Origin of the sequence: Enterococcus sp. AZ177 (assembly GCF_050544585.1) — a bacterium.
Lineage (GTDB): Bacteria > Bacillota > Bacilli > Lactobacillales > Enterococcaceae > Enterococcus_L > Enterococcus_L plantarum.
In genome coordinates this window covers 1,689,299-1,716,110 of sequence record NZ_CP172944.1, presented here as the reverse complement: position 1 = coordinate 1,716,110, position 26,812 = coordinate 1,689,299, and the positions used below count along the sequence as shown (strand labels likewise).

At 35.6% G+C, this 26,812-nt stretch carries 31 protein-coding genes and 1 riboswitch; of the genes, 23 read left to right on the top strand and 8 right to left on the bottom strand.

What is annotated here, in order from left to right:
- The first annotated feature begins 3 nt into the window (after positions 1-3).
- The 6 genes from IGJ34_RS08355 to IGJ34_RS08330 all read left to right on the top strand — a co-directional run bounded on the left by IGJ34_RS08355 (position 4) and on the right by IGJ34_RS08330 (position 4,849).
- Complete coding sequence (locus tag IGJ34_RS08355; protein ID WP_206836392.1) at positions 4-786, top strand: dihydroorotate dehydrogenase electron transfer subunit; 783 nt, start codon at positions 4-6, stop codon at positions 784-786.
- Entirely contained in the window at positions 783-1,712 is a 930-nt protein-coding gene (locus IGJ34_RS08350) for a dihydroorotate dehydrogenase (protein ID WP_069654844.1), read from the top strand. The genes IGJ34_RS08355 and IGJ34_RS08350 overlap by 4 nt, the downstream gene beginning before the upstream one ends.
- Positions 1,709-2,425, top strand: a complete 717-nt coding sequence (pyrF, locus tag IGJ34_RS08345) for an orotidine-5'-phosphate decarboxylase (RefSeq protein ID WP_430597210.1) — start codon at positions 1,709-1,711, stop codon at positions 2,423-2,425. Before IGJ34_RS08350 ends, pyrF begins: the two co-directional genes overlap by 4 nt.
- Complete coding sequence (gene pyrE / locus IGJ34_RS08340) at positions 2,425-3,060, top strand: orotate phosphoribosyltransferase (protein WP_069654846.1); 636 nt, start codon at positions 2,425-2,427, stop codon at positions 3,058-3,060. The genes pyrF and pyrE overlap by 1 nt, the downstream gene beginning before the upstream one ends.
- 182 nt (positions 3,061-3,242) lie before the next feature.
- Complete coding sequence (locus IGJ34_RS08335; protein WP_111247914.1) at positions 3,243-3,944, top strand: carbonic anhydrase family protein; 702 nt, start codon at positions 3,243-3,245, stop codon at positions 3,942-3,944.
- Positions 3,945-3,958: 14 nt separating this feature from the next.
- Positions 3,959-4,849 carry a LysR family transcriptional regulator gene (locus IGJ34_RS08330; RefSeq protein WP_111247913.1) on the top strand — a complete coding sequence of 297 codons (891 nt, stop codon included), beginning with the start codon at positions 3,959-3,961 and terminating at the stop codon, positions 4,847-4,849.
- A gap of 115 nt (positions 4,850-4,964) precedes the next feature.
- Here IGJ34_RS08330 and hisC read toward each other — a convergent pair whose 3' ends face one another.
- The gene (gene hisC, locus IGJ34_RS08325) at positions 4,965-6,023 is read right to left on the bottom strand and encodes a histidinol-phosphate transaminase (RefSeq protein ID WP_111247912.1); all 1,059 of its coding nucleotides are present in this window, start codon (positions 6,021-6,023) and stop codon (positions 4,965-4,967) included.
- A 227-nt stretch (positions 6,024-6,250) separates the two neighbouring features.
- Here hisC and IGJ34_RS08320 point away from each other — a divergent pair, with 227 nt between their 5' ends.
- Both IGJ34_RS08320 and IGJ34_RS08315 read left to right on the top strand, forming a co-directional pair.
- Entirely contained in the window at positions 6,251-7,417 is a 1,167-nt protein-coding gene (locus IGJ34_RS08320) for a pyridoxal phosphate-dependent aminotransferase (protein ID WP_111247911.1), read from the top strand.
- 169 nt (positions 7,418-7,586) lie between these two features.
- Positions 7,587-8,495: a phosphate ABC transporter substrate-binding protein PstS family protein gene (locus tag IGJ34_RS08315; RefSeq protein ID WP_430597209.1), complete on the top strand. Its 909-nt coding sequence runs from the start codon at positions 7,587-7,589 to the stop codon at positions 8,493-8,495.
- A gap of 64 nt (positions 8,496-8,559) precedes the next feature.
- Here IGJ34_RS08315 and IGJ34_RS08310 read toward each other — a convergent pair whose 3' ends face one another.
- Together IGJ34_RS08310 and IGJ34_RS08305 are read right to left on the bottom strand one after the other, a co-directional pair.
- On the bottom strand, positions 8,560-10,317 hold the full coding sequence (locus IGJ34_RS08310) for an ATP-binding protein (RefSeq protein WP_430597208.1): 1,758 nt from the start codon (positions 10,315-10,317) through the stop codon (positions 8,560-8,562).
- Positions 10,314-11,027 carry a response regulator transcription factor gene (locus IGJ34_RS08305; protein WP_069654853.1) on the bottom strand — a complete coding sequence of 238 codons (714 nt, stop codon included), beginning with the start codon at positions 11,025-11,027 and terminating at the stop codon, positions 10,314-10,316. Before IGJ34_RS08305 ends, IGJ34_RS08310 begins: the two co-directional genes overlap by 4 nt.
- Before the next feature lie 145 nt (positions 11,028-11,172).
- Here IGJ34_RS08305 and IGJ34_RS08300 point away from each other — a divergent pair, with 145 nt between their 5' ends.
- The 3 genes from IGJ34_RS08300 (at position 11,173) to ffh (ending at position 13,627) form a co-directional block, all read left to right on the top strand.
- Positions 11,173-11,640: a DUF523 domain-containing protein gene (locus IGJ34_RS08300; protein WP_111247907.1), complete on the top strand. Its 468-nt coding sequence runs from the start codon at positions 11,173-11,175 to the stop codon at positions 11,638-11,640.
- A 225-nt stretch (positions 11,641-11,865) separates the two neighbouring features.
- Positions 11,866-12,204 (top strand): putative DNA-binding protein, encoded by a 339-nt coding sequence (locus tag IGJ34_RS08295; protein ID WP_069654855.1) that lies wholly within the window; start codon positions 11,866-11,868, stop codon positions 12,202-12,204.
- Between the two features lie 4 nt (positions 12,205-12,208).
- Complete coding sequence (ffh, locus tag IGJ34_RS08290) at positions 12,209-13,627, top strand: signal recognition particle protein (protein WP_206850098.1); 1,419 nt, start codon at positions 12,209-12,211, stop codon at positions 13,625-13,627.
- A gap of 57 nt (positions 13,628-13,684) precedes the next feature.
- Here ffh and IGJ34_RS08285 read toward each other — a convergent pair whose 3' ends face one another.
- The gene (locus IGJ34_RS08285; protein WP_430597207.1) at positions 13,685-14,236 is read right to left on the bottom strand and encodes an NADPH-dependent FMN reductase; all 552 of its coding nucleotides are present in this window, start codon (positions 14,234-14,236) and stop codon (positions 13,685-13,687) included.
- Positions 14,237-14,486: 250 nt separating this feature from the next.
- On the opposite strand from IGJ34_RS08285, the gene rpsP reads away from it, so the two are divergent.
- Together rpsP and IGJ34_RS08275 are read left to right on the top strand one after the other, a co-directional pair.
- Positions 14,487-14,762, top strand: coding sequence for a 30S ribosomal protein S16 (gene rpsP, locus IGJ34_RS08280; RefSeq protein WP_010761445.1), 276 nt, complete (start codon positions 14,487-14,489; stop codon positions 14,760-14,762).
- Between the two features lie 11 nt (positions 14,763-14,773).
- Positions 14,774-15,019, top strand: coding sequence for a KH domain-containing protein (locus tag IGJ34_RS08275; RefSeq protein WP_069654858.1), 246 nt, complete (start codon positions 14,774-14,776; stop codon positions 15,017-15,019).
- A gap of 47 nt (positions 15,020-15,066) precedes the next feature.
- On the opposite strand, the gene IGJ34_RS08270 is transcribed toward IGJ34_RS08275, so the two are convergent.
- Complete coding sequence (locus IGJ34_RS08270; protein ID WP_206836412.1) at positions 15,067-15,405, bottom strand: hypothetical protein; 339 nt, start codon at positions 15,403-15,405, stop codon at positions 15,067-15,069.
- Complete coding sequence (locus tag IGJ34_RS08265; protein WP_069654860.1) at positions 15,383-16,711, bottom strand: DUF1576 domain-containing protein; 1,329 nt, start codon at positions 16,709-16,711, stop codon at positions 15,383-15,385. The genes IGJ34_RS08270 and IGJ34_RS08265 overlap by 23 nt, the downstream gene beginning before the upstream one ends.
- 295 nt (positions 16,712-17,006) lie before the next feature.
- Between IGJ34_RS08265 and IGJ34_RS08260 the strand changes: the two genes are divergently transcribed.
- Together IGJ34_RS08260 and IGJ34_RS08255 are read left to right on the top strand one after the other, a co-directional pair.
- Entirely contained in the window at positions 17,007-17,555 is a 549-nt protein-coding gene (locus IGJ34_RS08260) for a TetR/AcrR family transcriptional regulator (protein WP_069654861.1), read from the top strand.
- A 124-nt stretch (positions 17,556-17,679) separates the two neighbouring features.
- On the top strand, positions 17,680-18,054 hold the full coding sequence (locus IGJ34_RS08255) for a YxeA family protein (protein ID WP_069654862.1): 375 nt from the start codon (positions 17,680-17,682) through the stop codon (positions 18,052-18,054).
- A gap of 95 nt (positions 18,055-18,149) precedes the next feature.
- Here IGJ34_RS08255 and IGJ34_RS08250 read toward each other — a convergent pair whose 3' ends face one another.
- Both IGJ34_RS08250 and IGJ34_RS08245 read right to left on the bottom strand, forming a co-directional pair.
- Positions 18,150-18,365 carry a hypothetical protein gene (locus IGJ34_RS08250; RefSeq protein ID WP_069654863.1) on the bottom strand — a complete coding sequence of 72 codons (216 nt, stop codon included), beginning with the start codon at positions 18,363-18,365 and terminating at the stop codon, positions 18,150-18,152.
- Positions 18,366-18,572: 207 nt separating this feature from the next.
- Entirely contained in the window at positions 18,573-19,331 is a 759-nt protein-coding gene (locus IGJ34_RS08245; RefSeq protein ID WP_430597206.1) for a peptidylprolyl isomerase, read from the bottom strand.
- 177 nt (positions 19,332-19,508) lie between these two features.
- Between IGJ34_RS08245 and IGJ34_RS08240 the strand changes: the two genes are divergently transcribed.
- From IGJ34_RS08240 to IGJ34_RS08205, 8 genes are all read left to right on the top strand, one after another.
- Positions 19,509-20,600 (top strand): DUF871 domain-containing protein, encoded by a 1,092-nt coding sequence (locus tag IGJ34_RS08240; RefSeq protein ID WP_069654865.1) that lies wholly within the window; start codon positions 19,509-19,511, stop codon positions 20,598-20,600.
- 262 nt (positions 20,601-20,862) lie between these two features.
- Entirely contained in the window at positions 20,863-21,795 is a 933-nt protein-coding gene (locus IGJ34_RS08235; protein WP_430597205.1) for an alpha/beta hydrolase, read from the top strand.
- A gap of 160 nt (positions 21,796-21,955) precedes the next feature.
- Positions 21,956-22,846, top strand: coding sequence for a site-specific tyrosine recombinase XerD (xerD, locus tag IGJ34_RS08230; RefSeq protein WP_430597204.1), 891 nt, complete (start codon positions 21,956-21,958; stop codon positions 22,844-22,846).
- Positions 22,847-22,870: 24 nt separating this feature from the next.
- Positions 22,871-23,233: a GNAT family N-acetyltransferase gene (locus tag IGJ34_RS08225; RefSeq protein WP_069654868.1), complete on the top strand. Its 363-nt coding sequence runs from the start codon at positions 22,871-22,873 to the stop codon at positions 23,231-23,233.
- A gap of 44 nt (positions 23,234-23,277) precedes the next feature.
- Complete coding sequence (locus IGJ34_RS08220; RefSeq protein WP_069654869.1) at positions 23,278-24,057, top strand: segregation/condensation protein A; 780 nt, start codon at positions 23,278-23,280, stop codon at positions 24,055-24,057.
- Positions 24,054-24,671 (top strand): SMC-Scp complex subunit ScpB, encoded by a 618-nt coding sequence (gene scpB, locus IGJ34_RS08215; RefSeq protein WP_069654870.1) that lies wholly within the window; start codon positions 24,054-24,056, stop codon positions 24,669-24,671. The genes IGJ34_RS08220 and scpB overlap by 4 nt, the downstream gene beginning before the upstream one ends.
- On the top strand, positions 24,672-25,388 hold the full coding sequence (locus tag IGJ34_RS08210; RefSeq protein ID WP_430597203.1) for a pseudouridine synthase: 717 nt from the start codon (positions 24,672-24,674) through the stop codon (positions 25,386-25,388).
- Positions 25,389-25,535: 147 nt separating this feature from the next.
- Positions 25,536-25,660, top strand: a riboswitch (FMN riboswitch).
- A gap of 501 nt (positions 25,661-26,161) precedes the next feature.
- The gene (locus IGJ34_RS08205; RefSeq protein ID WP_111247896.1) at positions 26,162-26,770 is read left to right on the top strand and encodes an ECF transporter S component; all 609 of its coding nucleotides are present in this window, start codon (positions 26,162-26,164) and stop codon (positions 26,768-26,770) included.
- The last annotated feature ends 42 nt before the right edge of the window (positions 26,771-26,812 follow it).

Genomic DNA, 26,812 nt, shown 5'->3' with positions numbered 1-26,812 from the left:
TAAATGAAACAGGAACTAATGACCATCCTCTCTCAAAAACAATTAGCACCTAGAATTTTCCAAATGACATTGACGGGTGATTTAGTCAATGAAATGGAAAAACCTGGGCAGTTTATCCATATAAAAGTCCCTAGAGCAGATATGCTTTTAAGAAGACCAATCAGCCTCAACCAAATTGATAAAAAAGCGAAAACTTGTACAATCATCTACAGAACTGAAGGGGATGGGACTAAAATTTTTTCTGAACTCACATCAGGCGATTCTCTAGATGTGATGGGTCCTTTGGGAAATGGCTTCGATGTTGACTGTTTAACGGTAGGTCAAAAAGCCTATGTAATTGGTGGTGGGATCGGTATTCCACCGATGTATGAGCTGTCAAAACAATTGAAGCAAAGAGGGGTTGACGTTGTACATTTTCTTGGTTATGCCTCTAAAGAGGTTGCTTACTTTCAGGATGAATTTATCGCTCTAGGTGATACACGTTTTGCGACTGACGACGGTTCGTTCGGTGTTCAAGGAAATGTTGGTAATTTGTTGTTAGATGCAGTTGAAAAAGAGCAACCAGATGCTGTTTATGCTTGTGGTGCCAATGGCATGTTAAAAATGGTGGCACAAGTTTTTTCCGATAATCCAAATGTTTTTCTCTCTTTAGAGCAACGAATGGCCTGTGGTATGGGAGCTTGTTATGCCTGTGTTTGTCACGTGCCAGATGATGAAACAGGGACAAAAAGCGTCAAAGTTTGTGATGAAGGGCCGATTTTTAGAGCCAGCGAGGTGGTTTTATGATGAATAATTCGTTAGCAATCAGTATTCCTGGGTTAGAACTTAAAAATCCAATCATTCCTGCTAGTGGTTGTTTTGGGTTTGGTGAAGAATATGCTAAATACTATGATCTAGGCAAACTTGGCTCCATCATGATCAAAGCGACAACGCCACAAGCACGTTTTGGAAATGCTACGCCAAGAGTAGCTGAAACACCTAGCGGAATGTTAAATGCGATAGGCCTACAAAATCCTGGTTTAGATGTAGTCATGAATACGAAACTCCCGGCATTAGAAGCGTATGATATACCAATCATTGCCAATGTTGCGGGAGCTTGTGAAGAAGACTATGTTGAAGTGTGTACTAAAATCGGTGACGCACCAAATGTCAAAGCAATAGAACTAAATATTTCATGTCCAAATGTAAAACACGGTGGGATTGCCTTTGGAACTGATCCAGAAGTGGCATTTCAACTAACTCAAGCTGTCAAAAAAGTAGCAAAAGTTCCGATTTACGTAAAACTTTCCCCGAACGTGACAGATATTGTGCCTGTAGCTAAAGCAATAGAAGCTGGAGGTGCAGATGGTTTTTCGATGATCAATACACTTTTAGGCATGCGGATCGATCTAAAGACCCGTCGTCCGATTTTAGCGAATCAAACAGGAGGATTATCGGGACCAGCAATCAAACCTGTAGCCATTCGTTTGATTCATCAGGTTTCACAAATTTCTAGTTTACCAATTATCGGCATGGGCGGAGTCCAAACAGTGGATGATGTCTTAGAGATGTTTATGGCTGGAGCAAGTGCGGTAGCCGTTGGAACTGCTAATTTTACCGATCCATATATCTGTCCGAAATTGATTGATGCTTTACCTAGTAGAATGGCAGAACTTGGCATCGAATCATTGGAACAACTAATAAAAGAAGTTAGAGAGGGGAAAAATCGATGAGTCAACGACCGATTATCGCACTAGATTTCCCATCAAAAGCAGAAGTAGAAGCGTTTTTAGACAATTTCCCCAAAGAAGAATCGTTATTCGTTAAGATAGGGATGGAACTGTTTTATCAAGAAGGACCTGAAATCGTCCGCTGGTTGAAAGGGTTAGGTCATTCTGTTTTTCTTGATTTAAAGTTACACGATATCCCTAACACCGTTGAGAAATCAATGATTGGTTTAGCAAAACTGGGTGTTGATATCACAAACGTTCATGCTGCTGGTGGTGTCAAGATGATGGAAGCCGCTAAAGCAGGACTAAAAAAAGGGACGAAAGCTGGAGCGAAAGTGCCAATCTTGATTGCTGTAACCCAGCTCACCTCAACGAGTGAAAAAGAAATGCAAAAAGACCAATTGATTGAAGTACCTCTGAAAGACAGCGTGTTGCATTATGCAAAATGTACGGAAAAAGCTGGACTAGACGGTGTGGTTTGTTCTGCATTAGAAGCACAAGACATTCATCAGGCGACAAGTGAAACGTTTGTTTGCTTAACACCAGGTATACGTCCAAGCGGCTGTGAAGTTGGAGATCAACAGCGCGTAGTGACACCAATCGCGGCAAAAAAAATTGGTTCAACTTATATTGTAGTTGGTCGACCAATTACACAAGCTGAAAATCCATATGAAGCCTATCAATCAATAAAAAATGAGTGGAATGGAGCAAGATAATGACAGAATTAGCCAAAAAAATTGCGAAAGATTTATTAGAAATTGAAGCAGTATTTTTAAGTCCGAATGAACCATTTACATGGGCAAGTGGAATCAAAAGCCCAATTTATTGTGATAATCGGATTACAATGAGCTATCCGATTGTTCGTAAAGATATTGCCAAAGGATTAGCAGAAAAAATCAAAAAAGAATACCCTGATGTCCAGGTTATTGCTGGCACTGCAACAGCTGGGATTCCTCATGCTGCTTGGGTAGCAGACATCTTAGATTTACCTATGGTTTATGTTCGAAGTAAAGCGAAAGAGCATGGGAAAGGCAATCAAATTGAAGGCCGAATTTTTAAAGGACAAAAAATGGTTGTGATTGAAGATTTGATTTCAACTGGCGGAAGTGTCTTAGAAGCTGCAGATGCGGCGGAACGTGAAGGGGCAGATGTTTTAGGTGTGGCGGCTATCTTTACGTATGAATTACCAAAAGGAAAAGAAAATTTTGCTCATCGAAAAATGGATTTAATAACACTAACAAATTATTCAACATTGATCGATGCGGCGTTAGAATCAGACTATATTGAAAAAAACGATGTAGCATTATTAAAAGAGTGGAAACAAGATCCGGAAAATTGGTTAAATAAATAGGAATAATATAAGAAGCATGATTTTTGATTACGTATTCAAAGGTTATGCTTTTTCTTGACCGAATTATTCATCAAATATGATATACTTTGAGTACAAAAATAGCAAAACAGCTATTGAAAATTGACTGTTCATATTTTTTAGGATACAGTTAGTCAAATGATAAAATCTGAAGGTGGGGTTTGATGAAAAAAATTCGAAATATGGACGTAGAATGGGGATACAAAGGCGATGTTGGACCGGAGCATTGGCATACACTTTGCGATTGGTTTTCAACAGGTGCTAAATATCCTTATCAATCGCCCGTTGATTTATCCAAAAACGTAACCGACGGGGCGTCAGCTAGTAGAGCCATCGATTTTTGTTATAAAACAGAAGAATTTACAGAAAAAGAATTTAAAAATACCTTTCACTTTGTTCCACCGAATACAGAAAGTTACGTGATTTTTGAAGATGAAAAATATTATTTGACCGATATTCATTTTCACACACCGAGTGAGCATACCTTTGATGGTGAACATGCACCGTTGGAATTTCATCTAGTTCATATGAATAACTCTGGTGATAATTTGGTTGTAGGTTGTTTATTTACGATCACTGAAGATGAAAATAGGTTCTCAAAAAAACAAACGACACTTAAATGGAACTCTGAAACCCATCAACAATGGTTTGATCCTTCTATTTTTTTACCGGAACAAAAGTCGCATTTCCATTATTTAGGATCGCTAACAACACCTCCAACAAAAGGGCCTGTTCATTGGTTTGTTTTCGATTCTATCCAAAAAATGGATCAAGATTTCTTTGAACGAATCTACGAAGGTATGTTACCGTTTAATAATCGTCCAGTCCAAGCATTGAATGGACGTAAAATCTATTTTTCTGAATAAGGCGGAGAACATCTATGAATATTCAACAAATGAAATATGTTGTAGCTGTTGCGAATAACGGTAGTTTCCGAGAAGCGGCAAAAAAATTATTTATCACACAACCCAGTCTTTCGAATGGGATTCGTGAATTAGAAGAAGAAATTGGAGTAACTCTATTTATCCGTACCAACAAAGGAGCTTCTTTGACAGATGAAGGGTTGACCTTTTTAGAACATGCGGAAAAAATTTTGACACAAATGGAAATCATTGAAAATCGCTATCAAGAAGTGACCAAAAGTGAACGTTTTTCGATCTCATCTCAGCATTATGATTTCTTAGGAGAAGTAATGGGGAAAGTCATTCAGCAATTCAAAGACCAATATAAAAATTTTCGTGTATTCGAGACAACAACCTTGAAAGTAATCGAAGATGTAAAAAGTTATCATAGTGAACTTGGTATTATTTATTTAAATAGTCAAAATCAAACGGGGATTGAGCGATATCTAGAGCAAGCAAATTTAACATTTGATGTCGTAGGCAGCTTCAAAACACATATTTTTCTTGGCAAAAACCATCCGTTAGCAAAACAAAAAGAAATCGAGTTGGACCAATTATGCTGCTATCCTCAAGTTCGATTTACACAAGAAGGAAGCAATTTTGCCTATTTTTCAGAAGATTTGATTGAGAATCAGGAACAAGAAACGGTGATTTATACGAATGATCGTGGAACCTTAATGAATTTACTAGTAGAGACTGATGCTTATGCATCTGGATCTGGTGTAGTGACTGGATTTACCAAAAAAGAAATCCGATTAGTTCCATTGGCAGAAAGTACCAACAACAAGATTTGTGTTTTATACCAAAAAAATAAAGCAATTAGTTCGATTGGACAATTTTTTATAAAAGAATTAAAACAGCTGTTTTAAAAAGAAAATCACTTTAGAGTCTTAATTGAACTGACGTATACAATTTAAACTAAAAAATCATCCTATTAAATAAGGGTGATTTTTTAGTTTAAATGAACAGTTGATTAATAAACCATTATGTTGTTTTCTTCCATATATAATCGGCCATTAGTTGATACACTATTTCCATATCTTCTTGCGTTCCAATTGAAATTCGTAAGTAATTGCTCAATCGTTCGATTTTTGGAAAATATCGAACAAAAACATCTTTCGTTTCCAAATAATGATAAAGCTCTTCAATAACCAACTCTGGATGTGTGAGCAAGAGAAAATTGGTTTTTGACTCTAAAGAGTGAAATCCTATTTCTTCAATTTTTTTAGAAAACCAATCTCTGGTTTTACAAATTTCAGCCGTTATTCCTAAATAATATTCCTCATCATAAACAGCGGCAACCGCTATATTTTCAGCCAACATATCAACAGAATAAGGATTAAAAGAAGATTTAATGCTTTCCACAATTTTGACATATTCTGGATTACCGATTGCATAACCAATTCTTAAACCAGCCAAAGAACGTGATTTAGAGAACGTTCTAATAATAATTAGATTGGGGTATTTATCTAAAAGTGAAACAGCTGATTGATCCGCAAAATCAATATAGGCTTCATCAATGATCACAATAACGTCTTGATTCTTTTGTAACAACTTCTCAATTTCTGACAATGGTTTGAATAACCCAGTAGGTGCATTGGGATTAGCGATGATTATGCCACCGTTTAATTGTATATAATCGTTACAATTTACTTCAAAAGCATTATTCAGCGGTAATTCTTTAAATGGAATCTTAAACAATTCAGCCCAAACTTTATAAAAACCGTAAGTGATATCTGGAAATAAAATAGGATCTGAACTATTAAAAAATGCAAGAAAACAAAAAGCTAACACTTCATCAGAGCCATTACCGATTAAAAAATGATCAGGAGATAACCCGTGTTTACCCCCTAATACTGTTTTTAAAGCGAGATTATCAACGGAACTGTATCGTTTTAGTTGCTCAGCATCAAAATGTTTCAAGACTGTAGCAACAGTGGGTGAGGGCGGATAGGGATTTTCATTGGTGTTCAATTTGATCATATCTGGATAATTTGGTTGTTCTCCTGGAACATACGGTGTGATATTTCTGATACCTTTCATTTAACTCGCTCCTTTCATTTCCTTTAACTATAAAGAAGCAACATTAGTTTCGCAAGTTTAATCTGTGAATTTGAAAAGAAAACACGGAGTTTTGAAATACAAATTTCATTTTACGGTAAATTATGCTATGATAATTCCATTAAGAAAGTACAATTAACACACGAACGTTTCGATTGATGTAAATTTGATTTGAAGGTCGAACCATTACGGTATGAGGAGATGGTTTCATGGATTTAACGAAAAGATTTAACAAGCAAGTTTATAAAATTGCTGTTTCAACGATCAGACAATTTGACGAACAAGTAACAGATATTGAGGGCATCATAAAGCTAACGTTAGGTGAGCCGGATTTTAATACCCCAGGACACGTAAAAACAGCAGCACATGATGCGATTGACAAAAATTTTTCGCATTATTCAGGTATGTCTGGGTTGACGGATGTTCGTGAAGCAGCTACTTTTTTTATGAAAGAAAAATATGGTGTCAGCTATCAACCAGCGTCTGAAGTTTTAGTCACTGTAGGAGCAACAGAGGCTATTTCAGCAAGTTTATTATCCATTTTGGAACCCGGGGATAAAGTCTTGATGCCAGCGCCAATCTATCCAGGCTATGAACCCGTAATCACGTTAGCACAAGCAGAACCAATTTATATCGATACAACACCGAATGATTTTGTATTGACTCCTGAAATGATCGAAGGTGCAATGAAAGAACATGGAGATAAAGTCAAAGCAATTATTCTAAATTACCCAAGCAATCCGACTGGTGTAACGTATACTCGTGAAGAAGTCAAAGCCATCGCTGATGTATTGAAAAACTATCCAATTTTTGTGATCAGTGACGAAATATATAGTGAATTAACTTATGAAGATCAACATGTATCGATTGCTGAATTTATTCCAGACCAAACCATTTTAATTAATGGACTATCAAAATCACATGCGATGACGGGGTGGCGAATCGGATTTATTTTTGGACCGAAAATTTTGATTGCGCAAATCATCAAAGTCCACCAATATTTAGTCACAGCGGCTTCGACTATATCTCAAAAAGCTGCTGTCAGAGCATTGATTGAAGGAATGAATGATGCTGCAGTGATGAAAGAAGAATACCGTGAACGCCGAGATTTCGTTTATGAGCAAATGACCTCTTTTGGATTTGAAGTTGCCAGACCAAATGGTGCCTTCTATATTTTTGCTAAAATTCCTGCAGGATATCTACAAGATTCGATGAAATTCTGTGTAGATTTAGCTCAGCAACAAGCAATCGCCATCATTCCAGGGATTGCTTTTGGTCAAGAGGCTGAAGGGTATGTACGAATCAGCTATGCTGCTGATTTAGCTACCTTAAAAGAAGCAATGAAGCGAATTGGCAAGTATATCCAATCGAAGTGATTGCATTTATTTTCGAGTGATCATTTAATCTAATCCCAATTTGAACGCTATAAAAATGAGGCAAACATAACCTTTACATTCCTTTACTCATTATTTACAGAACGTTGAAACAGAATTAACACTCTACTGTTAAACTAATCTTGTAACTAATTGAAAAGGACGTGTAAAAATGAAGAAACGTTTATTATCAACAATTGTTTTAAGTGTAGGACTTTTAATCGTAGGTTGTGGCAATCAAGGAGCTGCAACTGATGAGAGTAGTAATAAAGCTAAAGACAGTGGAAGTAATAGTAATCAACCGGTTAAAATTGTAGCAGTTGGCTCAACTGCTTTACAACCATTAGTAGATGCAGCAAAAGAGCAATTTGTTTCTGAGCATGCTAATTATACAATCTCTGTTCAGGGGGGAGGGAGCGGAACTGGACTTTCTCAAGTTGCTGACGGAGCTGTAACAATTGGAAACTCTGATGTTTTTGCCGAAGAAAAATCGGGAGTAGATGCTTCAAAACTCGTTGACCATCGTGTTGCTGTTGTCGGAATGGGACCAGTTGTTAACAAAGATGTAGGTGTTAAGAATATTAGTAAACAAGAATTAATTGATATATTTTCTGGGAAAACTAAAAATTGGAAAGATTTAGGCGGCAAAGACCAAGAAATTGCTGTCATCAATCGTCCAAGTGGTAGTGGTACGCGGGCAACGTTTGAAAAATGGGGTCTGGATGGTGCAAAAGCTGTTCAATCTCAAGAACAAGACTCTTCAGGTACGGTTCGTCAAATTGTGTCTCAAACACCTGGTGCAATCAGTTATCTTGCCTTCTCATATATGGACGAATCAACAGAGGCATTAAGCATTGATAATGTAAAACCTACAGAAGAAAATGTTGCAGATAATTCTTGGAAAATTTGGTCTTACGAACATATGTATACAAAAGGCCAACCAGATGAGGATGTAAAAGCATTTTTAGATTTCATGCTAACAGATGATGTTCAAGAAGGTGTAGTGAAAGAATTGGGCTACTTACCGATGACCATGATGAAAGTGGAAAGAGATGTAACAGGAACCATCACTACTAAATAATTTTTTCTCCTTAAAGAATCAAAAAGAGGCAGGATGTGAAAACGTCTGCCTCTTTTTGATAAAATCAGTTTTTAGGTAGTTTTACTATAAAAGTTGAGCCTAAGCCTAAATGACTATCGATCGTAACGGTTCCGCCTAATAATTCGGAATAATTATGCACGATTGATAAGCCTAAACCAGTTCCGCCTGAATGTCGACTTCTTGCTCTATCTACACGGTAAAAGCGTTCAAAAATTCGTTCTTGGTCTTCTAAGCTAATCCCGATTCCCGAATCCTTGACCACAAAATAAAATGTTTCAGCGAAACCAAAATCAATTGTGATCGTTCCATTAGATTGAGAATACTGAATGGCATTTTCAATCAAATTTTTAACGATTGGATAAAAAAGTTCATACTTTGTTGTATAGGTAATGGTTTCATCCCCAAGAATTTCAATTGATAAATTCTTTTCTGTGATAACTTTCCGGTAAGAACGCAGAATTTCTGTGATGAAAGGGTGTACGGCAACATTTTGATCATCGTATGAAATAGTTCTGCCATCACGAGAAAGTTGTAAAATTTCCTGAATCAATTGTTGCAAACGCAATGCGTCTTTTTGCATGATTTCTAAAAATTGCGTTAAGGTTTCAGGATCATCTTTTGCTCCATCTAATAAGGTTTCTGTAAAACCTAGCAAAGAAGTGACAGGTGTTTTTAACTCATGAGACACATTACTAACAAAATCTTTCTGGATTTTTTCCAATTGCCTAACACGGGTTAAATCATACGCTATTCCAAGAACTTGGTAATCATTTCCATCTTCTTCTATAAAACGTAAAGACATGTCTAAAATCGTTTCATTCAATGTGTCAGTTAGTTTGATTTCTTGGTGTATTGAACTTTTTTCTGTGATAACTTGATGAATCAAGTGGATTAGGGCAGGTTCTTTAATGACGTCAAAGTAATCTTTACCAGAATCATTTTCATCAATCATTAAAATTTCAGTCATTTTAGGGTTGATCAATTGAAGCTTCCCATCAATATCAATAATGAAGACGCCAATCATCAGCTCATCTAATAATGCGTGGAATTGTTCGTCAGTTGATGTATAAGCTAGATACGTTTGACTCATTTGTTGGCTCAAGAGGTTAACAGTTTGATACAGTTCATTCCATTCCGGAGAATCTTGGATAATTGAACGAGCTTCGTCTGGGTATTTTACAATTTTTTTCAAAACGGGTAAAACCGTCACCAACGGTTCATTTTTCTGGCGAAGTAATAAAAAGACAAATGCGGTAATAACAAAAAATAAAAGGCCTAACGTAATTAGAATATAACGTCGAAATGATTGTATGCTATTTGAAAACTGTGCTGTTTCTTCTGACATACGAATAATTCCGATTAGTTCGCCATTTTTTTTAACTGGTAAAGCAAGATAAAGCAATTGTTGCTTTAACGTAGTACTTTTTCTTAAAGCAGAACCAAAATCAGCGCCAGACAAAACTGCTTTGATTTCAGGTCGGCTACTTCTTGATTGGTGAAGTGCCGAATCGATACTGTCGAAAAAAATCTCGCCTTTATCATTCATGAGGGTCAAACGTTCGTTTTTATCAGTTGAATAGTGTTTAATCAACGTTTTTTCTTGTTCTGAAAACTGTTGCGTTAAAAATAAATCTGGGGAAAGTTGATCAAGAATCAACGTGCCTTTTTTTTGCAAATATTCTTCCTGTTGGGACAATAATTCCCTTTTGAAAAAGTAGTTTGTCAAAAGAATACTGCCCACAAATAAGGCCAGCATCATAATTCCAACTATCCAATATTCAATTCGCTGACGTTTTTTCATTTTTTAGGCTCCTGAAAGCGATAGCCAAATCCTCTAACTGTGACTAAATAAGCAGGGCGTTTTGGGTCAATTTCAATTTTATCTCTTAGATGACTGACATGAACATCTACAATGCGACTTTGACCTGCAAAATCATAATTCCAAATGCGGTCTAACAACGTATCACGATCAATGACACGATCTTTACGCTTGACGAAGTAGACAAGCAATTCAAATTCTTTCGGTGTTAACTCGATTTTCTTGCCGCGAACACTCACTTCATAATTTTGCTCATCGATACTAATTTCACCTAATACCAACGGGGCTTTAGTCGTTTCATTAAATTCTTCTGTTTTATTTGCTGTGGGTTTTAGACGACGGAAGATTGCTTTCATTCTTGCCAAAACTTCTCTAGGACTGAAAGGTTTTGTTAAATAATCATCGGCACCAATCTCCAATCCGATGATTTTATCAACTTGATCATCTTTAGCGGTCAAGATCAAAATGGGCGTGTCAATTTTTTCCCTACGTAGTGATTTTGTGATTTCTAAGCCATCCATGTTCGGCAGCATAACATCTAGAATGATAAAATCAAATTGATTGGACAAGGCTAACTCATAACCGACTGCTCCATCTTCTGCTGATATTACTTCATAGCCGTCTTTTTCTAAGTTAAATGTTAACAGCGTTACGATCGACGGCTCATCGTCAACAACGAGTATTTTCTTCATCTATTGAGCTCCTTTAAATACGAAATAAACACAAGGTTATTTTATCATAGATTCCGAGCTATCAAAAACTTTATGGAATGTTTCTAAAACTACTTTCAAAGCTAAAGAAATGGTATAATAGTAAAGATTGAAATGAGGGAAGCAAATGATAGGAATTAGCGCATGTCTTGGAGGGGTTTGCTGTCGCTATGATGGTCAAGCCAAAGAAATTACTGCCTTGAAAAAATTAGTAGAGAACGGTCAAGCCGTACTTGTTTGTCCAGAAGTGTTAGGTGGTTTACCAATTCCTCGAGAACCTGCTGAAATCAGAGGCGGGGACGGATTTGATGTATGGAATGGTGATGCGAAAGTCCTTACGAATACTGGGGAAGATGTGACTGCTCTATTTAAACAAGGAGCCATCACAGCCTATCAAAAGTTAGTTGAACAGAAAATCACCACGATTATTTTAAAAGAAAATAGTCCGTCTTGTGGAAGTAAAAGCATTTATGATGGGACATTTTCTGGCAATCATCGTAATGGTTCTGGCGTTGCAACAGCCTATTTTATTGATAGAGGGCTGATTGTTGTTTCAGAAAACGACTGGGAAACCGCGATTGATCGTGTCAAATAAGTTCCTGTGACTACCTTAAAATAATGTTCTAAAATTATTTTAACTGTTTAGTAGTAAAAAATAATGGAAGAACGCATTTTTATTAAAAGACCTTTGCGCAAATAATCACCGTTATTTGGGACGATTGAGCGATTCTTAAAAAAAACTCGAAAATCAAAGAAGAACTATTGACTAATCACCCTTAAATCGGTAATCTAAAAGGGATTGAAGATAGGAGCAACAACTATGGAAATTGAAAAGACCAATCGAATGAATGCGTTGTTTGAATTTTACTCCACTTTGTTGACAGAAAAACAAATGAATTATATGGAGATGTATTATGCGGATGATTTCTCATTAGGCGAGATTGCTGAAGAATATGATATTAGCCGTCAAGCCGTTTACGACAATATAAAACGGACAGAAAAGATTTTAGAAGAATATGAAAAAAAGCTTCATTTATTTTCTGACTATATCGTACGTGGGGAATTACTTGAGACACTTAAACGTTACGTGAACGAAACCTATCCGAAAGACACAGCAATCATACAGTATATAGAACAAATACAAGAAGTAGAGGAATGAGATTATGGCTTTTGAAAGTTTAACAGACCGCCTGCAACAGGCAATGAGCAAATTACGTCGTAAAGGAAAAGTATCTGAAGCTGACGTAAAAGAAATGATGAGAGAGATTCGTTTGGCTCTCTTAGAAGCCGATGTCAATTTACAAGTTGTCAAAGACTTTACAAAAAGAGTTCGTGACCGAGCAGTTGGTGTGGAAGTTCTTGAAAGTTTGTCGCCAGCCCAACAAATCGTTAAAATCGTCGATGAAGAATTAACCGCGACATTAGGAACTGAGACAGTTGGCTTAAATAAGTCAGAGCGTATTCCGACTGTTATCATGATGGTTGGGTTACAAGGGGCTGGTAAAACCACTTTTGGCGGTAAATTAGCGAATCATTTGATTAAGACTGAAAGTGCACGGCCATTAATGATTGCAGCTGACGTTTATCGTCCAGCGGCGATCGACCAATTAAAAGTATTAGGTCAACAATTAGACGTACCAGTTTTCGATATGGGGACTGAGACAAGTCCTGTGGAAATCGTTCGTCAAGGGATGGCATTAGCTAAAGAAAAGAAAAATGATTATGTCTTGATTGATACGGCAGGTCGTCTGCACGTCGATGAAGCATTGATGGATGAGCTAAAACAAATCAAAGAAGTAGCGCAACCAGATGACATTTTGCTTGTTGTTGATGCAATGACCGGGCAAGATGCAGTGAATGTTGCGGATAGCTTTAATCAACAATTGGGAATAACTGGTGTAGTAATCACCAAACTTGATGGAGACACACGCGGAGGTGCGGCACTTTCTATTCGTTCTGTCACTGGCGCACCGATCAAATTTATCGGTTCTGGTGAAAAACTAACTGATTTAGAAATTTTCCATCCAGATCGTATGTCTAGCCGTATTTTAGGTATGGGAGATATGCTGACACTGATTGAAAAAGCCCAACAAGATTATGATGAGAAAAAAGCTGAAGAATTAGCCACAAAAATGAAAGAAAACAGCTTTGACTTTAATGATTTTATCGAACAGCTCGATCAAGTAATGGGTATGGGTCCAATCGAGGACTTGCTAAAAATGATTCCAGGTATGAATAATATGCCTGGGTTAGAAAATGTCAAAGTCGATCCCAAAGATGTGGCTCGTAAAAAAGCAATGGTGCTTTCTATGACGCCAGCCGAACGTGAGAATCCAGACCTATTGAATCCGAGCCGTCGTCGCAGAATTGCAGCTGGTTCAGGAAATAATGTCGTTGAAGTCAATCGGATGATCAAACAATTCAAAGAATCCAAAAAAATGATGCAACAAATGTCCAAAGGAAATATGGATATTCCAGGCATGGATCAAATGCTTGGTGGTGGTATCAAGGGCAAATTAGGTAAAATGGCCATGAATCGCATGGTGAAAAAAAACAAGAAGAAGAAAAAGAAGAAAAAATAAAAAAAGAACTGACTCAGGTTGACGACCTGAGTCAGTTCTTTTAGCTAAATCGCTAGTTTAACTATTCTTCTCTAAAAAAACAAGATAAGCATCAACAATCGTTTTGAAAAAACTCATAGTATTTTCAGCAATAGTTCCATCTTCATTAATTAGATTTACCACATTGCCGATATAAGCTTCTGGCTGTTGCAATGTAGGAACATTTAGGAAAACAAGTGATTGACGTAAATGATGATTTGCACCGAAAGCACTTAATGCACCTGGGGAAACACTAACAACTAAACCAGGTTTACCATCCCAAACACTTTGACCGTAAGGACGTGAACCAACATCTAAAGCATTTTTTAAAACGCCTGGAACAGAGCGATTGTATTCGGGTGTGATGAAAACAAGACCAGACAATGACTTTACTTCTTCTCTAAATTTCGTCCAAGCAGCAGGAGGCGTACGTTTATCATCAAAATCTTGATTATACATTTCTAATTCATGTAAATCGACAAAAACAGGTTCATATTCTTTTGGGAACAAACTTGAAAGTGCATGTGCAATTATTTTACTATAAGAATCTTTTCTCAAACTTCCGACAAAAAAACCAATTTTTTTCTTCATAAAATAGTCCTCCATTCATTGAATAACATTGTTTATTTTATTTTAATTCGAAAAAGGTAGTTTTGCAAGAAATCACTATTTAATCATCAACACGTTGTATGCAATCATTATTCATTACTAGCTACTAAGAGCGTCAATAATAAGCGGTTTAAAGCTTTTTTAAAGGTGTCAAGAAAAAACTCTTTACAGCTTGCTGAAAATCTGGTAAACTAACATTTGTGATTAAGTTAATGGAGGTGTAATATATAAAATGTCAGTTAAAATTCGCTTAAAACGCATGGGTTCTAAGAAGAGTCCTTTTTACCGTATTGTAGTTGCAGATTCTCGTTCTCCACGTGATGGACGTTTCATCGAAACTGTTGGAACATACAATCCTTTAAAAGATCCTGCAGAAGTAGTTTTAAAAGAAGATTTAGTTTTAGACTGGTTGTCTAAAGGCGCTCAGCCTTCAGATACAGTTCGTAACATCCTTTCAAAAGAAGGCGTTATGAAAAAACACCACGAAGCTAAACTTGAAAAGAAATAAGGTGACCGATGATGACAGATGTGAAAGAGTTAGTCTTAACTATCGTTCGCCCATTAGTCAGTCAACCTGAGCTGGTCAACTTGGAAATAGCAGAATCAGATGATTTTATAGAGTACAATTTGACTGTATCGCCTGAAGATATTGGGCGTATCATTGGCAAGCAAGGACGTGTTGCTAAAGCAATTCGTACAATTGTTTACAGTGTACGTGTAGAAGGACCTAAAAAAGTTCGTTTAAATATCGTAGATGGCAAATAGCACAAAAGAAAGCACCCAAATTGTTGGGTGCTTTTTTTGTTGAATAATTATTTTTTTCTAAATACTTTAATCTCAAAAATTGGTGCATCAAAAATGATTTCAGCGTCATCAATCATCAGACCCAGTAGGTGATAATCTTCTTCTTCATGGTGAGTGATACCAAGTAATTCATCATAATAACTCTCAATGCTTAGATCTCTTGGTGTGTTTAATAAATCCAATAAATGCAGGACATTTTCTGGTTCTTCTTCAGTATTTCCTTGTATAGCAATAGAAAAACCTTCAGACGTAAAGTTAACACTAATACGGATTTCTTCAATGTCATTCGAAAAGAAGTAAGTCAATAATTCATCTATGATTCTCTTAGCTTTGTCTCTTTCTTGCATGTTGTTTCACCTTTCTGATCTGTAAAATATTATCAAGTAATGGTACCATGACCGCTGCCACAAAACCAGTAGAAAATCCATTATTATAAAGATTTAGTCCACCGTGAAGATAACTGACATTTGTGACCAACGACATATGTAAAAATCCGGCGATCAAGCCAAACGTGATGCCATAATATCCAGCAATTGGTGCTAACCCAGTACCGAAAATACCCGCAAGCACGACTGTTGTTTGGTTTACCTCGAAAACAGAAGACACTTGAGCGGTCAAAAAGACGCTAACTAACAAAGGGAGACTATTGAGAAGATGATTACCGAACGCACTAAAACCAACTGCAGATAAAATAGCGCCAACAATCGGTCCATTAAGTGTTGAATGACTGATTTGAGTATAACCAACAAGCAACAAACCCATCAGGGCCATATTCATCATAGTAGCACCTACACCTGAGATAGAAATAAAATCAGTGATCAATTTCCCGGATGTTTTGCTGATATCTTTTAATCCCTTCAGCGAAAAATGATTGACAATAAACCCAAGCAAAAACATGATGAAAAATAAAAACAGCAGAAAAAAAAGAAGTTTAGTATGATAATCAGTTGAAACTAAGTTTTTCCCTTCAATCTTCCAGCCGAACATCCTTAAAATACCAGTAAATAACATAGCAATAAGTCCAGAAGTAAAACCAACATTATATAACGAAAATCCTTTATGGAAGGTCAGAATATGCGAGGCTAGAGGTGGTAAAATCAACCCAATAAATATACCCACTGAACATCCTAACGGAATGGAAAACATCAAAGGTAACGAGATCCCAAAAGTGAGGTAACTAATAATAGGAGATAGGGCACTCCCAAATAAGCTGACAACGATAAACTGTGAAAAAGGTTTCTTTACAATGTTTGCATAAAAAAGCCCGCCAACGATGATCGGAATCGAATTATACATATTTTTTCCGAAAAATGAGCATCCAGATACTGTAAACAAAGCAGCGATCATAGGACCATTGATGGGAATATTTTCTTTTTTAGCAAGTAAAACACTAATTAGTGTAAGCAAACCACTATTAACAAACGCGCTGCCAAATGTTCCAAGTTCAATATAATCAGTTAATAAGTTGCTAGGTGAAGTTAAGATTCGAAGCATACCAGACCACAAAAACGAAAGAGGTTCACTAAATACGCCAATCAAAATTAAAATCAAGCAATAGCCAATCAGAAAATAATAGTTTCTATTCTTATCGATCATTTCTGAACGATTTTTATCAGTGTGTAAAAAAAGTGTCTGGCCATTATTGTTAGCCATAAAAATACCTCCATTATCTATTTAATAACATAACTATAGCTTGTAAAAGCTTCATCGGTCAATACCATTTCAGTAAAGTCGAGTAAATTATCATGTTTTTCTGACATATTCATAAATATTGATAAAATCAGCCGCCAAAAGAGTGTAAAATAAAATTGTAATATTAATAAGATAAATAGTTAGATAATTTAAAAATTATCATCAAGCTTAAAAGTTAGACATTACACTCTTTTCTGTCACAGGTTAAGACGTTTCACATGTTTATTTTGCTTTAAAAATTAAGGAGGGACTATTGTTGGTTAGGAAAAAAATTTATAAAAAAGAACATATCTTAGCTGCTGCACAAGATTTATTACTAGAAAAAGGATTTTCATTTATCACAGCGAGAAATGTTGCAAAACACATGGAGATTTCAACACAACCTATTTATCTTGAATTTAAAAATATGGAAGAGTTAAAATTAACATTACTAAAAACAATCCATGTATTTTTAGAAAATGAATTCTTTTCTAAAATAAAAACATCAAATAATTGTGCGAATTTTGCCTTAAATTATATTGATCTAGCAAAAACAAACAAAAAATTATATATCTCTTTATTTGTGGAACCTCATTCATATGGGAAAGAATTACAGAAATTATTTTTCAGTTCATTTCAAAAATATCTTCTTAATGATGACAACTATCGTACAGTTTCAAATGAACAGCTTGAAACGTTACATAAGAATATATGGATCGTTGCAGCTGGCATCGCTTCTTTAAGTGGTTCTGGAATAGTAAATCAAACAGAAGGACAATTGATTGCATTGTTTACAACTATCGAAAAAAATAGTGGAATAAGCTAAACCATTCAGAGACCGAGAACTATCTCAGTCAAAAGGACTAGATTGATTTCGTCTATTCGACTGATTGTTTTTTGTTATTCTGATGCTAAACTAACTTTATCAAGTGAAAGTTGGAGGAAGTATCGTGAAAATAATCAAAACAATCATTGTAATAGCAATACTTGGAGGAGTAGCTCTTTTTGGAGCTAAACTATATACGCAAAATCATTCAGATGAACTTTCTGGCACGATTGACCAATTAAACCCGTTAGTTCCAGAAGGGGAAGTTTATGTGAAAACAAAAAAGGCCGACAGTATTAATAGTTACGGCATTACGACATATAAACAACAATCTTTTGATAAAGAAGGAAAATCAAAAGAGATAATATTTACAGCAGATCATGAATTACAAACAGATCGCTATTTGAAAATTTATAATAAAGGCGCACACATAGAGACTTATGAAGAAGTTTCAGAGCAGGATATTCCAGAAAAAGCACTAAAGCAACTGCACAAATAAAAAACTACCAGAGTATTATCATCTGACCAAAAAGAGGAACAGTAAGGTTCTCTTTTTGGTCAGATGATTTCTGGCAGTTTCTTTGATCAATTTATTCAAATAGCCTGAGGTATAAAGTCAATTGTACATAAATCATTATGATAGAAATGGATTGTTGCATGAATTTGTCCATCCTCGATTAATTTTTGTGCAGTGTCTTTTACGTCTTCTTGGTTATATTGCTGGAAATTGATCACGTTTGCTACAAAATGAGGAGATTTCCGATAGGAAGCCTCAAGTATGAGCGTTTCGATTTGTGGATTAAACGTCATTCGTTTTCACCTCTTTTGTTAACAATACCACTTTATTTCTAAATTAGATAGTAATTCGTTGATACATGAGGATATAGAAAGAAATATTTTCATCAAATATTAGTGTAATAGAGCGAGAAAGGTAAAAAATCTTTACATCATACATAACTAATTTGTTTGCATCTGAAAGAAAAAAGAATGGCGATGAATCACCATTCTTTCAACGATTTATTTTTTTGCTTCTTGCAAGATATTGATCTTTTCGATTCGAATGTCTTTTTTAGGTTTATCTTGTTCTCCAGTTTCAGCAGAAGCGATTTTATCAACAACATCCATTCCTTTAGTCACTTGACCAAAAACAGTATGTTTGCCATCTAGGTAAGGTGTACCACCTTTTTTGTAAGCATCGATAATTTTTTCTGGATAATCATCTTTTAGCAAGCCATCTGACTTATCCTCAGCATTCTGAACAATAAAGAATTGGCTGCCGTTTGTGCCATTGCCTTTTTCATCTGTACCAGCATTTGCCATCGATAAGGCGCCACGCAGATTATATAATTGGTTAGAGATTTCATCATCAAACGAATTACCCCAGATACTTTCACCGCCAGTACCATCACCTTTAGGATCTCCGCCTTGGATCATGAAATCTTTGATAACGCGATGGAATGTAACATTATTATAATACCCATCTTTTGCATGTGTCATAAAGTTTTCGACTGTTTTTGGTGCTTGTTTAGGAAATAGTTTGATTTCAATTGTTCCTTCTGTTGTGACCATTTCGACTAAATCTTCATCTTCACTGACTTTATCAGATAACTGAGGTAGCTCTAGTGAATTTAAATCTACTGATTCAGATGATTTCGTCTTTGTTGAAGATGTAGCAGAAGAATCTGCTGTTTTTTTCTCATTTTTAGGACCACATGCTACAAACAATGCTAAAGCAGTTAATAAAGCTGTAGCAGCAATGATTTTTTTGGTTTTCATAAAGTTAAGTCTTCCTTTCAAAAATCGTTATATCTCATAATAACAAATCCGTTATAGAACCGCTAGTCAAAATGGAATATTTTTAAGATTCTTAAAAGGTGTAGACCACTTTTTCTTATTCTGCTATAATGAAAATGGATACATTATAATCAATACAAATCATAGGAGGTAGTAATAATGGGAAAATTAGGTATTTCTATTTATCCAGAACGATCAACTTTTGAAAAGGATAAAGCGTATCTAGACCTAGCAAATAAATACGGATTCAAACGTGTTTTTACAAGTTTACTTCAAATCACAGAAGACAAAGAAAAAGTACTAGCAGAGTTTAAAAAAGTGGTTGATTATGCAAATAGTCTTGGGATGGAAGTTATGGTCGACATTAATCCTGCCTTATTTGAACAATTAGAAATTTCGTATGATGACTTATCATTTTTTGATGAGATGGGTGCTTATGGTGTGCGTTTAGATGTTGGATTTACTGGAGCGGAAGAAGCACGTATGACAAGAAATCCATATGGAATCAAAATAGAAATCAATATGAGTTCAGGAACAAACTACGTAGATAATATTATGAGTTATTCACCAAACACAGACAACTTATTAGGATCTCACAATTTTTATCCGCATCGTTACTCTGGTTTAGGCTATGATCATTTTGTTTTTTGTTCAGAAAAATTTAGAAAATATAATTTAAATACAATGGCTTTTGTAAATTCACATGATGCTACTTTTGGTCCTTGGCCTACACAAGATGGATTGTGTTCGTTAGAAGACCATCGTGATTTAGAAATTGCTACCCAAGTGAAACATCTCGTATTGACGGGGTTGATCGATGATATCTTAGTGGGGAATGCTTATGCTTCAGAAGCGGAACTAAAGGCAATGGCGGATGCATTTAATGCAGAATATCCTTCTATAAAAGTAGACGTAGAAAAAGATATCACAGATGATGAAAGAGAAGTCTTATTCACAAGCCTTCACAGTTATCGTGGAGATCGTTCAGAATATATTTTACGTTCAACAATGACGCGTATTCACTTTAAAGACCGTGAATTTCCAGCTCACAACACAAGAAATATGACGAAAGGTGACGTGTTGATCGACAATGAGGGGTATGATCAATACAAAGGAGAAACACAGATTGCTCTGAAAGAAATGAAGAACGATGGACGAGTGAATGTCGTTGGGCGCATTTCAGACGACGAATTATTCCTATTAGACTTCTTGAAACCGTGGTCTAGTTTTAAACTGATTGAACATAACTAATAGTAATAAGATCAAACTGGAAGTAAAATACTTTCACTTGATCTTATTTTTTCTTAAAAGAGCTTTTTTTGTTAAACTCTACCAGTCAGGATAATATTGAAAGTTTTTTACAGCTGAAAGATATATTTTTGTATATGATTAATATTGCGAAAATTCGAATAAAACATTATACTATTTAAGAATTTAAAAAATCGTATTATTTATTCTTTGTCTAAGAATCACATGTTTTTGTGAGTGATACGTTTAAACGGGGAGTATTAGGATGAATCGAATTGTAAAATTTTTGATAGCTGTAGTAATTTTGTTGGTAATCGTATTAACAGGAGCAGGGATGTATTTCTATAATTATGCCGTTGTTCCATCAAAAAAAGATTTTCTAGCTGGAGATACACCAGGAACCGATACCGAGGTGAAAACACCTCAAGAAAAATGGTTTAAAGACAAACGTAATCGTTCTTATTGGGATGTAACATCCAAAGATGGTTTAAAGTTAAAGGCAATCTATTTGCCGGCTGAAGGAAAAACAGATAAAAATGTTATTATGGCACACGGCTACATGGGCAGTGCAGAGACGATGGCTAATTTTGCTAAAATGTACCATGATTGGGGCTATAATGTTTTGGTGCCAGATGCTAGAGGACATGGTGAAAGTGAAGGCGACTATATAGGTTTTGGTTGGCCAGAACGAAAAGATTATTTACAATGGATTGATAAATTATTAGCTGAAAATGGTAAAGATGCTCAAATCACCTTATACGGGATTAGTATGGGTGGCGCTACAGTCATGATGACCAGTGGTGAAAAGTTACCAGAAAATGTTAAAGCAATCGTTGAAGACTGTGGTTATTCCACAGTAAATGAAGAATTAGCGTATCAATTAAAAGATATGTTTCATTTACCATCATTTCCGTTAGTACCTGTTACAAGTTTGATCACGAAAATTCGTGCTGGTTATTTCTTTGGTGAAGCAAGCTCGATTGCACAACTGAAGAAAAATAAAGTACCGATGTTGTTTATACACGGCGATGCAGACAAATTTGTGCCTTTTGAAATGCTAGATGAAGTATACAAAGCCACAGATGCACCAAAGGAAAAATTTGTTGTCAAAGGTGCAGAACACGCTAAATCCTATTCTGCTGACACTAAAGCTTACAAAGAAAACGTTGAACGGTTTTTAAAAAAATATGTAGATTAATAAAAATCGTCATCCAGTATGAACAGCTGGTGACGATTTTTTAAAGCAAAAAGTAGTCATTATTTAGAATGACTGCTCATTAATTGTGATTCTTGCTACTTTAACTATACATCTACTAGAATTCTTTGATATGATAATAAAAAGAAATGAGGTAAAATAGATGGAAGAACAAATTATTGACTATCTGCATAACTTACAAATCGAACGTGGGCTATCTCTTAACACAAGAAAAAGCTATGAACGTGACTTACATAAATATTTTGCTTTTCTAAAAGAGCAAAAGGTAGAGACTTGGCAAGTAATTGATCGTTACATAATTATGGAATATTTACAAACCTTACATAATGAAAATAATGCGTCTGCTACCATTATTCGAATGATTTCAACTCTGAGAGGGTTTCATCAATTTTTAAGACAAGAACGCTATACAGATCATGATCCAATGCAGCATATCGATTCGCCGAAAAAAGCGCAAAAGCTTCCGAGCACACTGTCGATTGAAGAAGTGACGACTTTAATCGAAACGCCTGATACAACCAAGCCTCTAGGGATAAGAAACCGAACGATCTTAGAAGTCATGTACGCAACTGGGTTACGAGTAAGTGAATTAGTTGATTTGAAAATAGGCGATTTACATTTGTCGATTGGCTTACTACAGACGATTGGTAAAGGAGATAAAGAACGGATTATACCTTTAGGAGATTATGCGATTCAATGGATCGAAAAATATTTAGAAGAAGCTAGGCCAATCTTAATAAAAAAAAATCAAAATGAAACACATCTATTTGTAAATCATCACGGGAATTCCTTGTCAAGACAAGGAATTTGGAAAAACTTGAAACAAATTGTACAGGAAGCTGGAATTAATAAAACGATTACGCCACATACGCTTCGTCATAGTTTTGCGACACACTTATTAGAAAACGGGGCTGATTTAAGAATTGTACAAGAACTCTTAGGTCATGCAGATATTTCTACGACTCAAATCTATACTCATATCACGAAACAGCGAATGGCGGATGTTTATAAGCAGCACTTCCCAAGGGCTTAACGAATAAAAAAAGAAGGTGAGATCATGTTAACGTATTATCGAAAAGAGCAAAGAAAAATTGCAATGGGTCTTTTAAGTTTCCATCAAAAATTAACAGAGTATCACTCGTTACTAAAAGAAATAGATACATATGAAACTGACGATCACTTTTATTTACTTTTTTGGACACCAGTCGGAGAACAAAATATTCAAGGAATTATTGGGATAGAGTTAGAAACAGCTGATGGGATGATTTTACATGATATATCGATCAATCCTTCTTTTAGAGGTGAAAATCTTGGCTTCATTTTGTTAAATGAACTAACTGAGCTGTATCCTGATACAAAAATTTACGGAACATTAGCTACATCTTCATATTTATCTAAGTGGAAAGAACACAACGCCTGAATTTTATGGTAAACTAAAGCGTTGAAAAAGAAAGTTGGATAACCTTGCAGGAAATTAATGTTAAATTAGATGTATTTGAAGGTCCGCTCGATCTTCTACTGCATCTGATTCAAAAATTAGAAATTGATATTTACGATATTCCAATCGCTGCTGTAACAGAACAGTATATGAACTATATCCATACAATGAAAACTTTGGAATTAGAGATTGCTGGCGAATATTTAGTGATGGCAGCGACATTGATGGCAATCAAAAGTAAGATGCTTTTACCTAAACAAGAGTTGGAAATGGCAGAAGACGATGAGATTCTTGATGGGGAAGATCCTCGAGACGCGTTGGTTGCGCAATTACTTGAATATCGGAAATTTAAATATGCCGCAGGTCTTTTGCATGAAAAAGAATCCGAAAGAAGCCTTTATTATACAAAAGAACCAATGGATATCGATGAATACAAAGAAGACAATCCTTTATTAGAACCGAATCAATTGAATACAATCGATCTTTTTCTAGCTTTTCATGCAATGCTAGAAAAGAAAAAAAGTCGTCAGCCAGTTGAAACGACGGTTGCAGGGGATGATGTTTCGATTGAGGAAAAGATTGCAACAATCACTCAAAAAATGCGTCAGATCGATCGGAAAACACCGATACAGTTTGACTCTTTTTTCACTTCATATTCTAAACAAGAAGTAGTTACGACTTTTATGGCTTTGTTGGAATTAATGAAAAAAGGAATTGTTCATGTAGAACAAGAGGATAATTATAGTACTATTTTACTTTATAATACATCCGAAGAGATTGAGACAAATACGGAGGAAACAGCGTGACAACAGTAAGTCAAATCGAAGCGATTCTATTTGTTGTTGGTGAAGAAGGTATTGGATTAGAAGAATTATCTTATTTATTGGAATTATCTACCGCCAAAACATACGAAGCCTTGACCACTTTAAAAGAACGCTATGAATCAGATAAACAAGCAGCTTTAAATATTTTAGAAGTTGGCAATCACTTCATACTTTCAACTAAAAAAGTCTTTGCACCATTATTAAAAAAATATGCGCAATCCCCTATCTCCAACTCGTTGTCTCAAGCAGCGCTCGAAACATTATCGATCGTTGCTTATAAACAACCAATTTCAAGAGTTGAAATAGATGAAATTAGAGGTGTTCAGTCGGCAGGTTCAATGCAAAAACTAGTTGCCCGTCAATTAATCGAAGAAAAAGGACGGGTAGACGGGCCCGGTCGCGCTATTTTGTATGGAACTACGGCTTATTTCATGGATTATTTTGGTTTAAGATCCTTAGAAGAGCTGCCAGACATTCATCAAATGGAAGAAGAAATCGCTGAAGAGTTACCTTTAGACCTCTTTTTCGACCGTTACAAAGAGTTAAATGAAGAAGAATTACCAACGGACACAAATGAATCGGAGGAAGAAAACTAAATGGAAAGACTTCAAAAGGTTATTGCGCATGCAGGCATTGCATCACGCAGAAAAGCAGAAGAATATATCGTCAATGGACGAGTAAAAGTAAATGGAAAAATTATTCGAGAATTAGGAACACAAGTAGGGAAAAATGACAAAGTCGAAGTAGATGATGTACCGATTTACAAAGAAGAATATGGTTATTATCTTTTTTATAAACCAAAAGGTGTTATTTCAGCTGTTTCTGATGACAAAGGCAGAAAAGTTGTGACGGACTTTTTTTCTCATATCAAAGAACGAATTTATCCTGTTGGAAGATTGGATTATGATACATCTGGATTGCTGCTTTTAACAAATGACGGTGAATTTTCTCAAAGATTGACTCACCCAAGTCATGAAATCAATAAGGTGTATGTAGCAAAAGTAAAAGGATTAGCTAAAAAACATGATTTGCTTCCGTTGACTAAGGGAATGAAAATCGAAGGCTATAAGACTGCACCTGCTGCTTTTGAGATCATATCTGTTGATCTTAAAACGAACACAAGTATTGTTGAATTGACGATTCATGAAGGTCGTAATCACCAAGTGAAAAAAATGCTGCAAGCAGTTGGTTACCCAGTTCAAAAATTAAAAAGAGAAAAATACGGTGACTTGACCTTAAAAGGACTACGTCCAGGTGAATACCGTAACTTAAATAAAAAAGAAATCAGTGTCTTAATGAATCAATCAAAGTAATCTTATTATAAATATGAGTTGAAACTAAATTTAGTTTTAACTCATATTTATAATGGGTCAATTGCTGTATATGTGACCTTGTGAACAAATATATTGCTTTTTTTTTAAAAGGTTGTATACTGTACTTGTACAAAAAAATTAATAAAGGTTCGTCTTCAGGGGCAGGGTGAAATTCCCGACCGGTGGTTATAGTCCACGACCTACTTCATTTGAGGTGGCTGAATTGGTGAAATTCCAATACCGACAGTAAAGTCTGGATAAAGAAGATAGGGCTTATTTGAATTGGCATTTTTCAGATAAGATAACTCTACTCTATTTTCCCTGTTGGAAAATAGAGTTTTTTGCTGTAAAACACTGCGACTGGCTTTGCCAGACGTAGATGTAAACAGTACTTGGTGAGATACGTTTCCTTCATGCTGAAACACGACACTTCGATTCAGTATTATTGTTGTAAACCATGAAGAATCGTGGGACAACAAAGTAGAGGGTGAATAGTGTTTTTCGAGTGAAATAAGAGAAGTCACCTTCATTGTAAAACACTATATTTAACCAAAATGAAATATGAGTGAGTCTCTTTTAAAACGAAATACTGCTGTACACTCAACAACTGCTAAGAAATTTTCAATAAATTAGGAAATAACCTAGCAGTATATAGTGATGCAAACTTTGTTGTTCAGCCAAGCACCACCACACAACAAATCAAGAGTAATCGATGAAAAAGTCAGTTTAGAAAAGTTCGTTTGAAGATGGGTCCTTAAACAGGAGGATTTCATATGCGAAACAACAAGGTACAAAAAATGGTAAGTGTAGCAATGTTAGCAGCAATCGGTGTGGTTTTACAATATGTGGCGTTTCCAATTATACCGTCATTAGGTTTTTTAAAGATTGACTTTAGCGATATTCCCGTTATGATCAGTATGTTTTTGTTCGGCCCACTAGCTGGAATAAGTACTGCTTTCATAAGATCAGTATTGCATCTATTTACGACAGGAGCATCGCCACAAAACTTAGTGGGAGATGCCGCCAGCTTTTTTGCAACCACTGTCTTCACTTTGCCGATGTATTATTTTTTCAAGCGAGGAAGCGACAAACGTTCAAACAAAATTTTAGGTGTTTCTACAGGAATTATTGCGCTCACTGTTTTTATGGGTGTTGCGAATTACTTTGTCATCACACCAATTTATTTACAATTATTTGGCGTATCAGCTGGGCAATTCTTAGGAATGTCTTTAGCAAAATATGTTACGATTGGCATTATTCCATTCAATTTGATAAAAGGTGCAATCGTGAGTGCCGTTTTCTTGGTCCTTCATGCAAAACTTTTGCCATGGCTGTCTAGAAAACAATATCAGTTGAGTGATAAAAAAACATTAACGAAATAAACGATTGATTGATAGAATCTCTAAAACATAGAGTGGGACGAC

Excerpts from the sequence above, each read along its gene's own strand:
- IGJ34_RS08355 (WP_206836392.1), top strand. The coding sequence starts at position 4 with ATGAAACAGGAACTAATGACCATCCTCTCTCAAAAACAATTAGCACCT.
- IGJ34_RS08350 (WP_069654844.1), top strand. The coding sequence starts at position 783 with ATGATGAATAATTCGTTAGCAATCAGTATTCCTGGGTTAGAACTTAAA.
- pyrF (WP_430597210.1), top strand. The coding sequence starts at position 1,709 with ATGAGTCAACGACCGATTATCGCACTAGATTTCCCATCAAAAGCAGAA.
- pyrE (WP_069654846.1), top strand. The coding sequence starts at position 2,425 with ATGACAGAATTAGCCAAAAAAATTGCGAAAGATTTATTAGAAATTGAA.
- IGJ34_RS08335 (WP_111247914.1), top strand. The coding sequence starts at position 3,243 with ATGAAAAAAATTCGAAATATGGACGTAGAATGGGGATACAAAGGCGAT.
- IGJ34_RS08330 (WP_111247913.1), top strand. The coding sequence starts at position 3,959 with ATGAATATTCAACAAATGAAATATGTTGTAGCTGTTGCGAATAACGGT.
- hisC (WP_111247912.1), bottom strand. The coding sequence starts at position 6,023 with ATGAAAGGTATCAGAAATATCACACCGTATGTTCCAGGAGAACAACCA.
- IGJ34_RS08320 (WP_111247911.1), top strand. The coding sequence starts at position 6,251 with ATGGATTTAACGAAAAGATTTAACAAGCAAGTTTATAAAATTGCTGTT.
- IGJ34_RS08315 (WP_430597209.1), top strand. The coding sequence starts at position 7,587 with ATGAAGAAACGTTTATTATCAACAATTGTTTTAAGTGTAGGACTTTTA.
- IGJ34_RS08310 (WP_430597208.1), bottom strand. The coding sequence starts at position 10,317 with ATGAAAAAACGTCAGCGAATTGAATATTGGATAGTTGGAATTATGATG.
- IGJ34_RS08305 (WP_069654853.1), bottom strand. The coding sequence starts at position 11,027 with ATGAAGAAAATACTCGTTGTTGACGATGAGCCGTCGATCGTAACGCTG.
- IGJ34_RS08300 (WP_111247907.1), top strand. The coding sequence starts at position 11,173 with ATGATAGGAATTAGCGCATGTCTTGGAGGGGTTTGCTGTCGCTATGAT.
- IGJ34_RS08295 (WP_069654855.1), top strand. The coding sequence starts at position 11,866 with ATGGAAATTGAAAAGACCAATCGAATGAATGCGTTGTTTGAATTTTAC.
- ffh (WP_206850098.1), top strand. The coding sequence starts at position 12,209 with ATGGCTTTTGAAAGTTTAACAGACCGCCTGCAACAGGCAATGAGCAAA.
- IGJ34_RS08285 (WP_430597207.1), bottom strand. The coding sequence starts at position 14,236 with ATGAAGAAAAAAATTGGTTTTTTTGTCGGAAGTTTGAGAAAAGATTCT.
- rpsP (WP_010761445.1), top strand. The coding sequence starts at position 14,487 with ATGTCAGTTAAAATTCGCTTAAAACGCATGGGTTCTAAGAAGAGTCCT.
- IGJ34_RS08275 (WP_069654858.1), top strand. The coding sequence starts at position 14,774 with ATGACAGATGTGAAAGAGTTAGTCTTAACTATCGTTCGCCCATTAGTC.
- IGJ34_RS08270 (WP_206836412.1), bottom strand. The coding sequence starts at position 15,405 with ATGCAAGAAAGAGACAAAGCTAAGAGAATCATAGATGAATTATTGACT.
- IGJ34_RS08265 (WP_069654860.1), bottom strand. The coding sequence starts at position 16,711 with ATGGCTAACAATAATGGCCAGACACTTTTTTTACACACTGATAAAAAT.
- IGJ34_RS08250 (WP_069654863.1), bottom strand. The coding sequence starts at position 18,365 with ATGACGTTTAATCCACAAATCGAAACGCTCATACTTGAGGCTTCCTAT.
- IGJ34_RS08245 (WP_430597206.1), bottom strand. The coding sequence starts at position 19,331 with ATGAAAACCAAAAAAATCATTGCTGCTACAGCTTTATTAACTGCTTTA.
- IGJ34_RS08240 (WP_069654865.1), top strand. The coding sequence starts at position 19,509 with ATGGGAAAATTAGGTATTTCTATTTATCCAGAACGATCAACTTTTGAA.
- IGJ34_RS08235 (WP_430597205.1), top strand. The coding sequence starts at position 20,863 with ATGAATCGAATTGTAAAATTTTTGATAGCTGTAGTAATTTTGTTGGTA.
- xerD (WP_430597204.1), top strand. The coding sequence starts at position 21,956 with ATGGAAGAACAAATTATTGACTATCTGCATAACTTACAAATCGAACGT.
- IGJ34_RS08225 (WP_069654868.1), top strand. The coding sequence starts at position 22,871 with ATGTTAACGTATTATCGAAAAGAGCAAAGAAAAATTGCAATGGGTCTT.
- IGJ34_RS08210 (WP_430597203.1), top strand. The coding sequence starts at position 24,672 with ATGGAAAGACTTCAAAAGGTTATTGCGCATGCAGGCATTGCATCACGC.
- IGJ34_RS08205 (WP_111247896.1), top strand. The coding sequence starts at position 26,162 with ATGCGAAACAACAAGGTACAAAAAATGGTAAGTGTAGCAATGTTAGCA.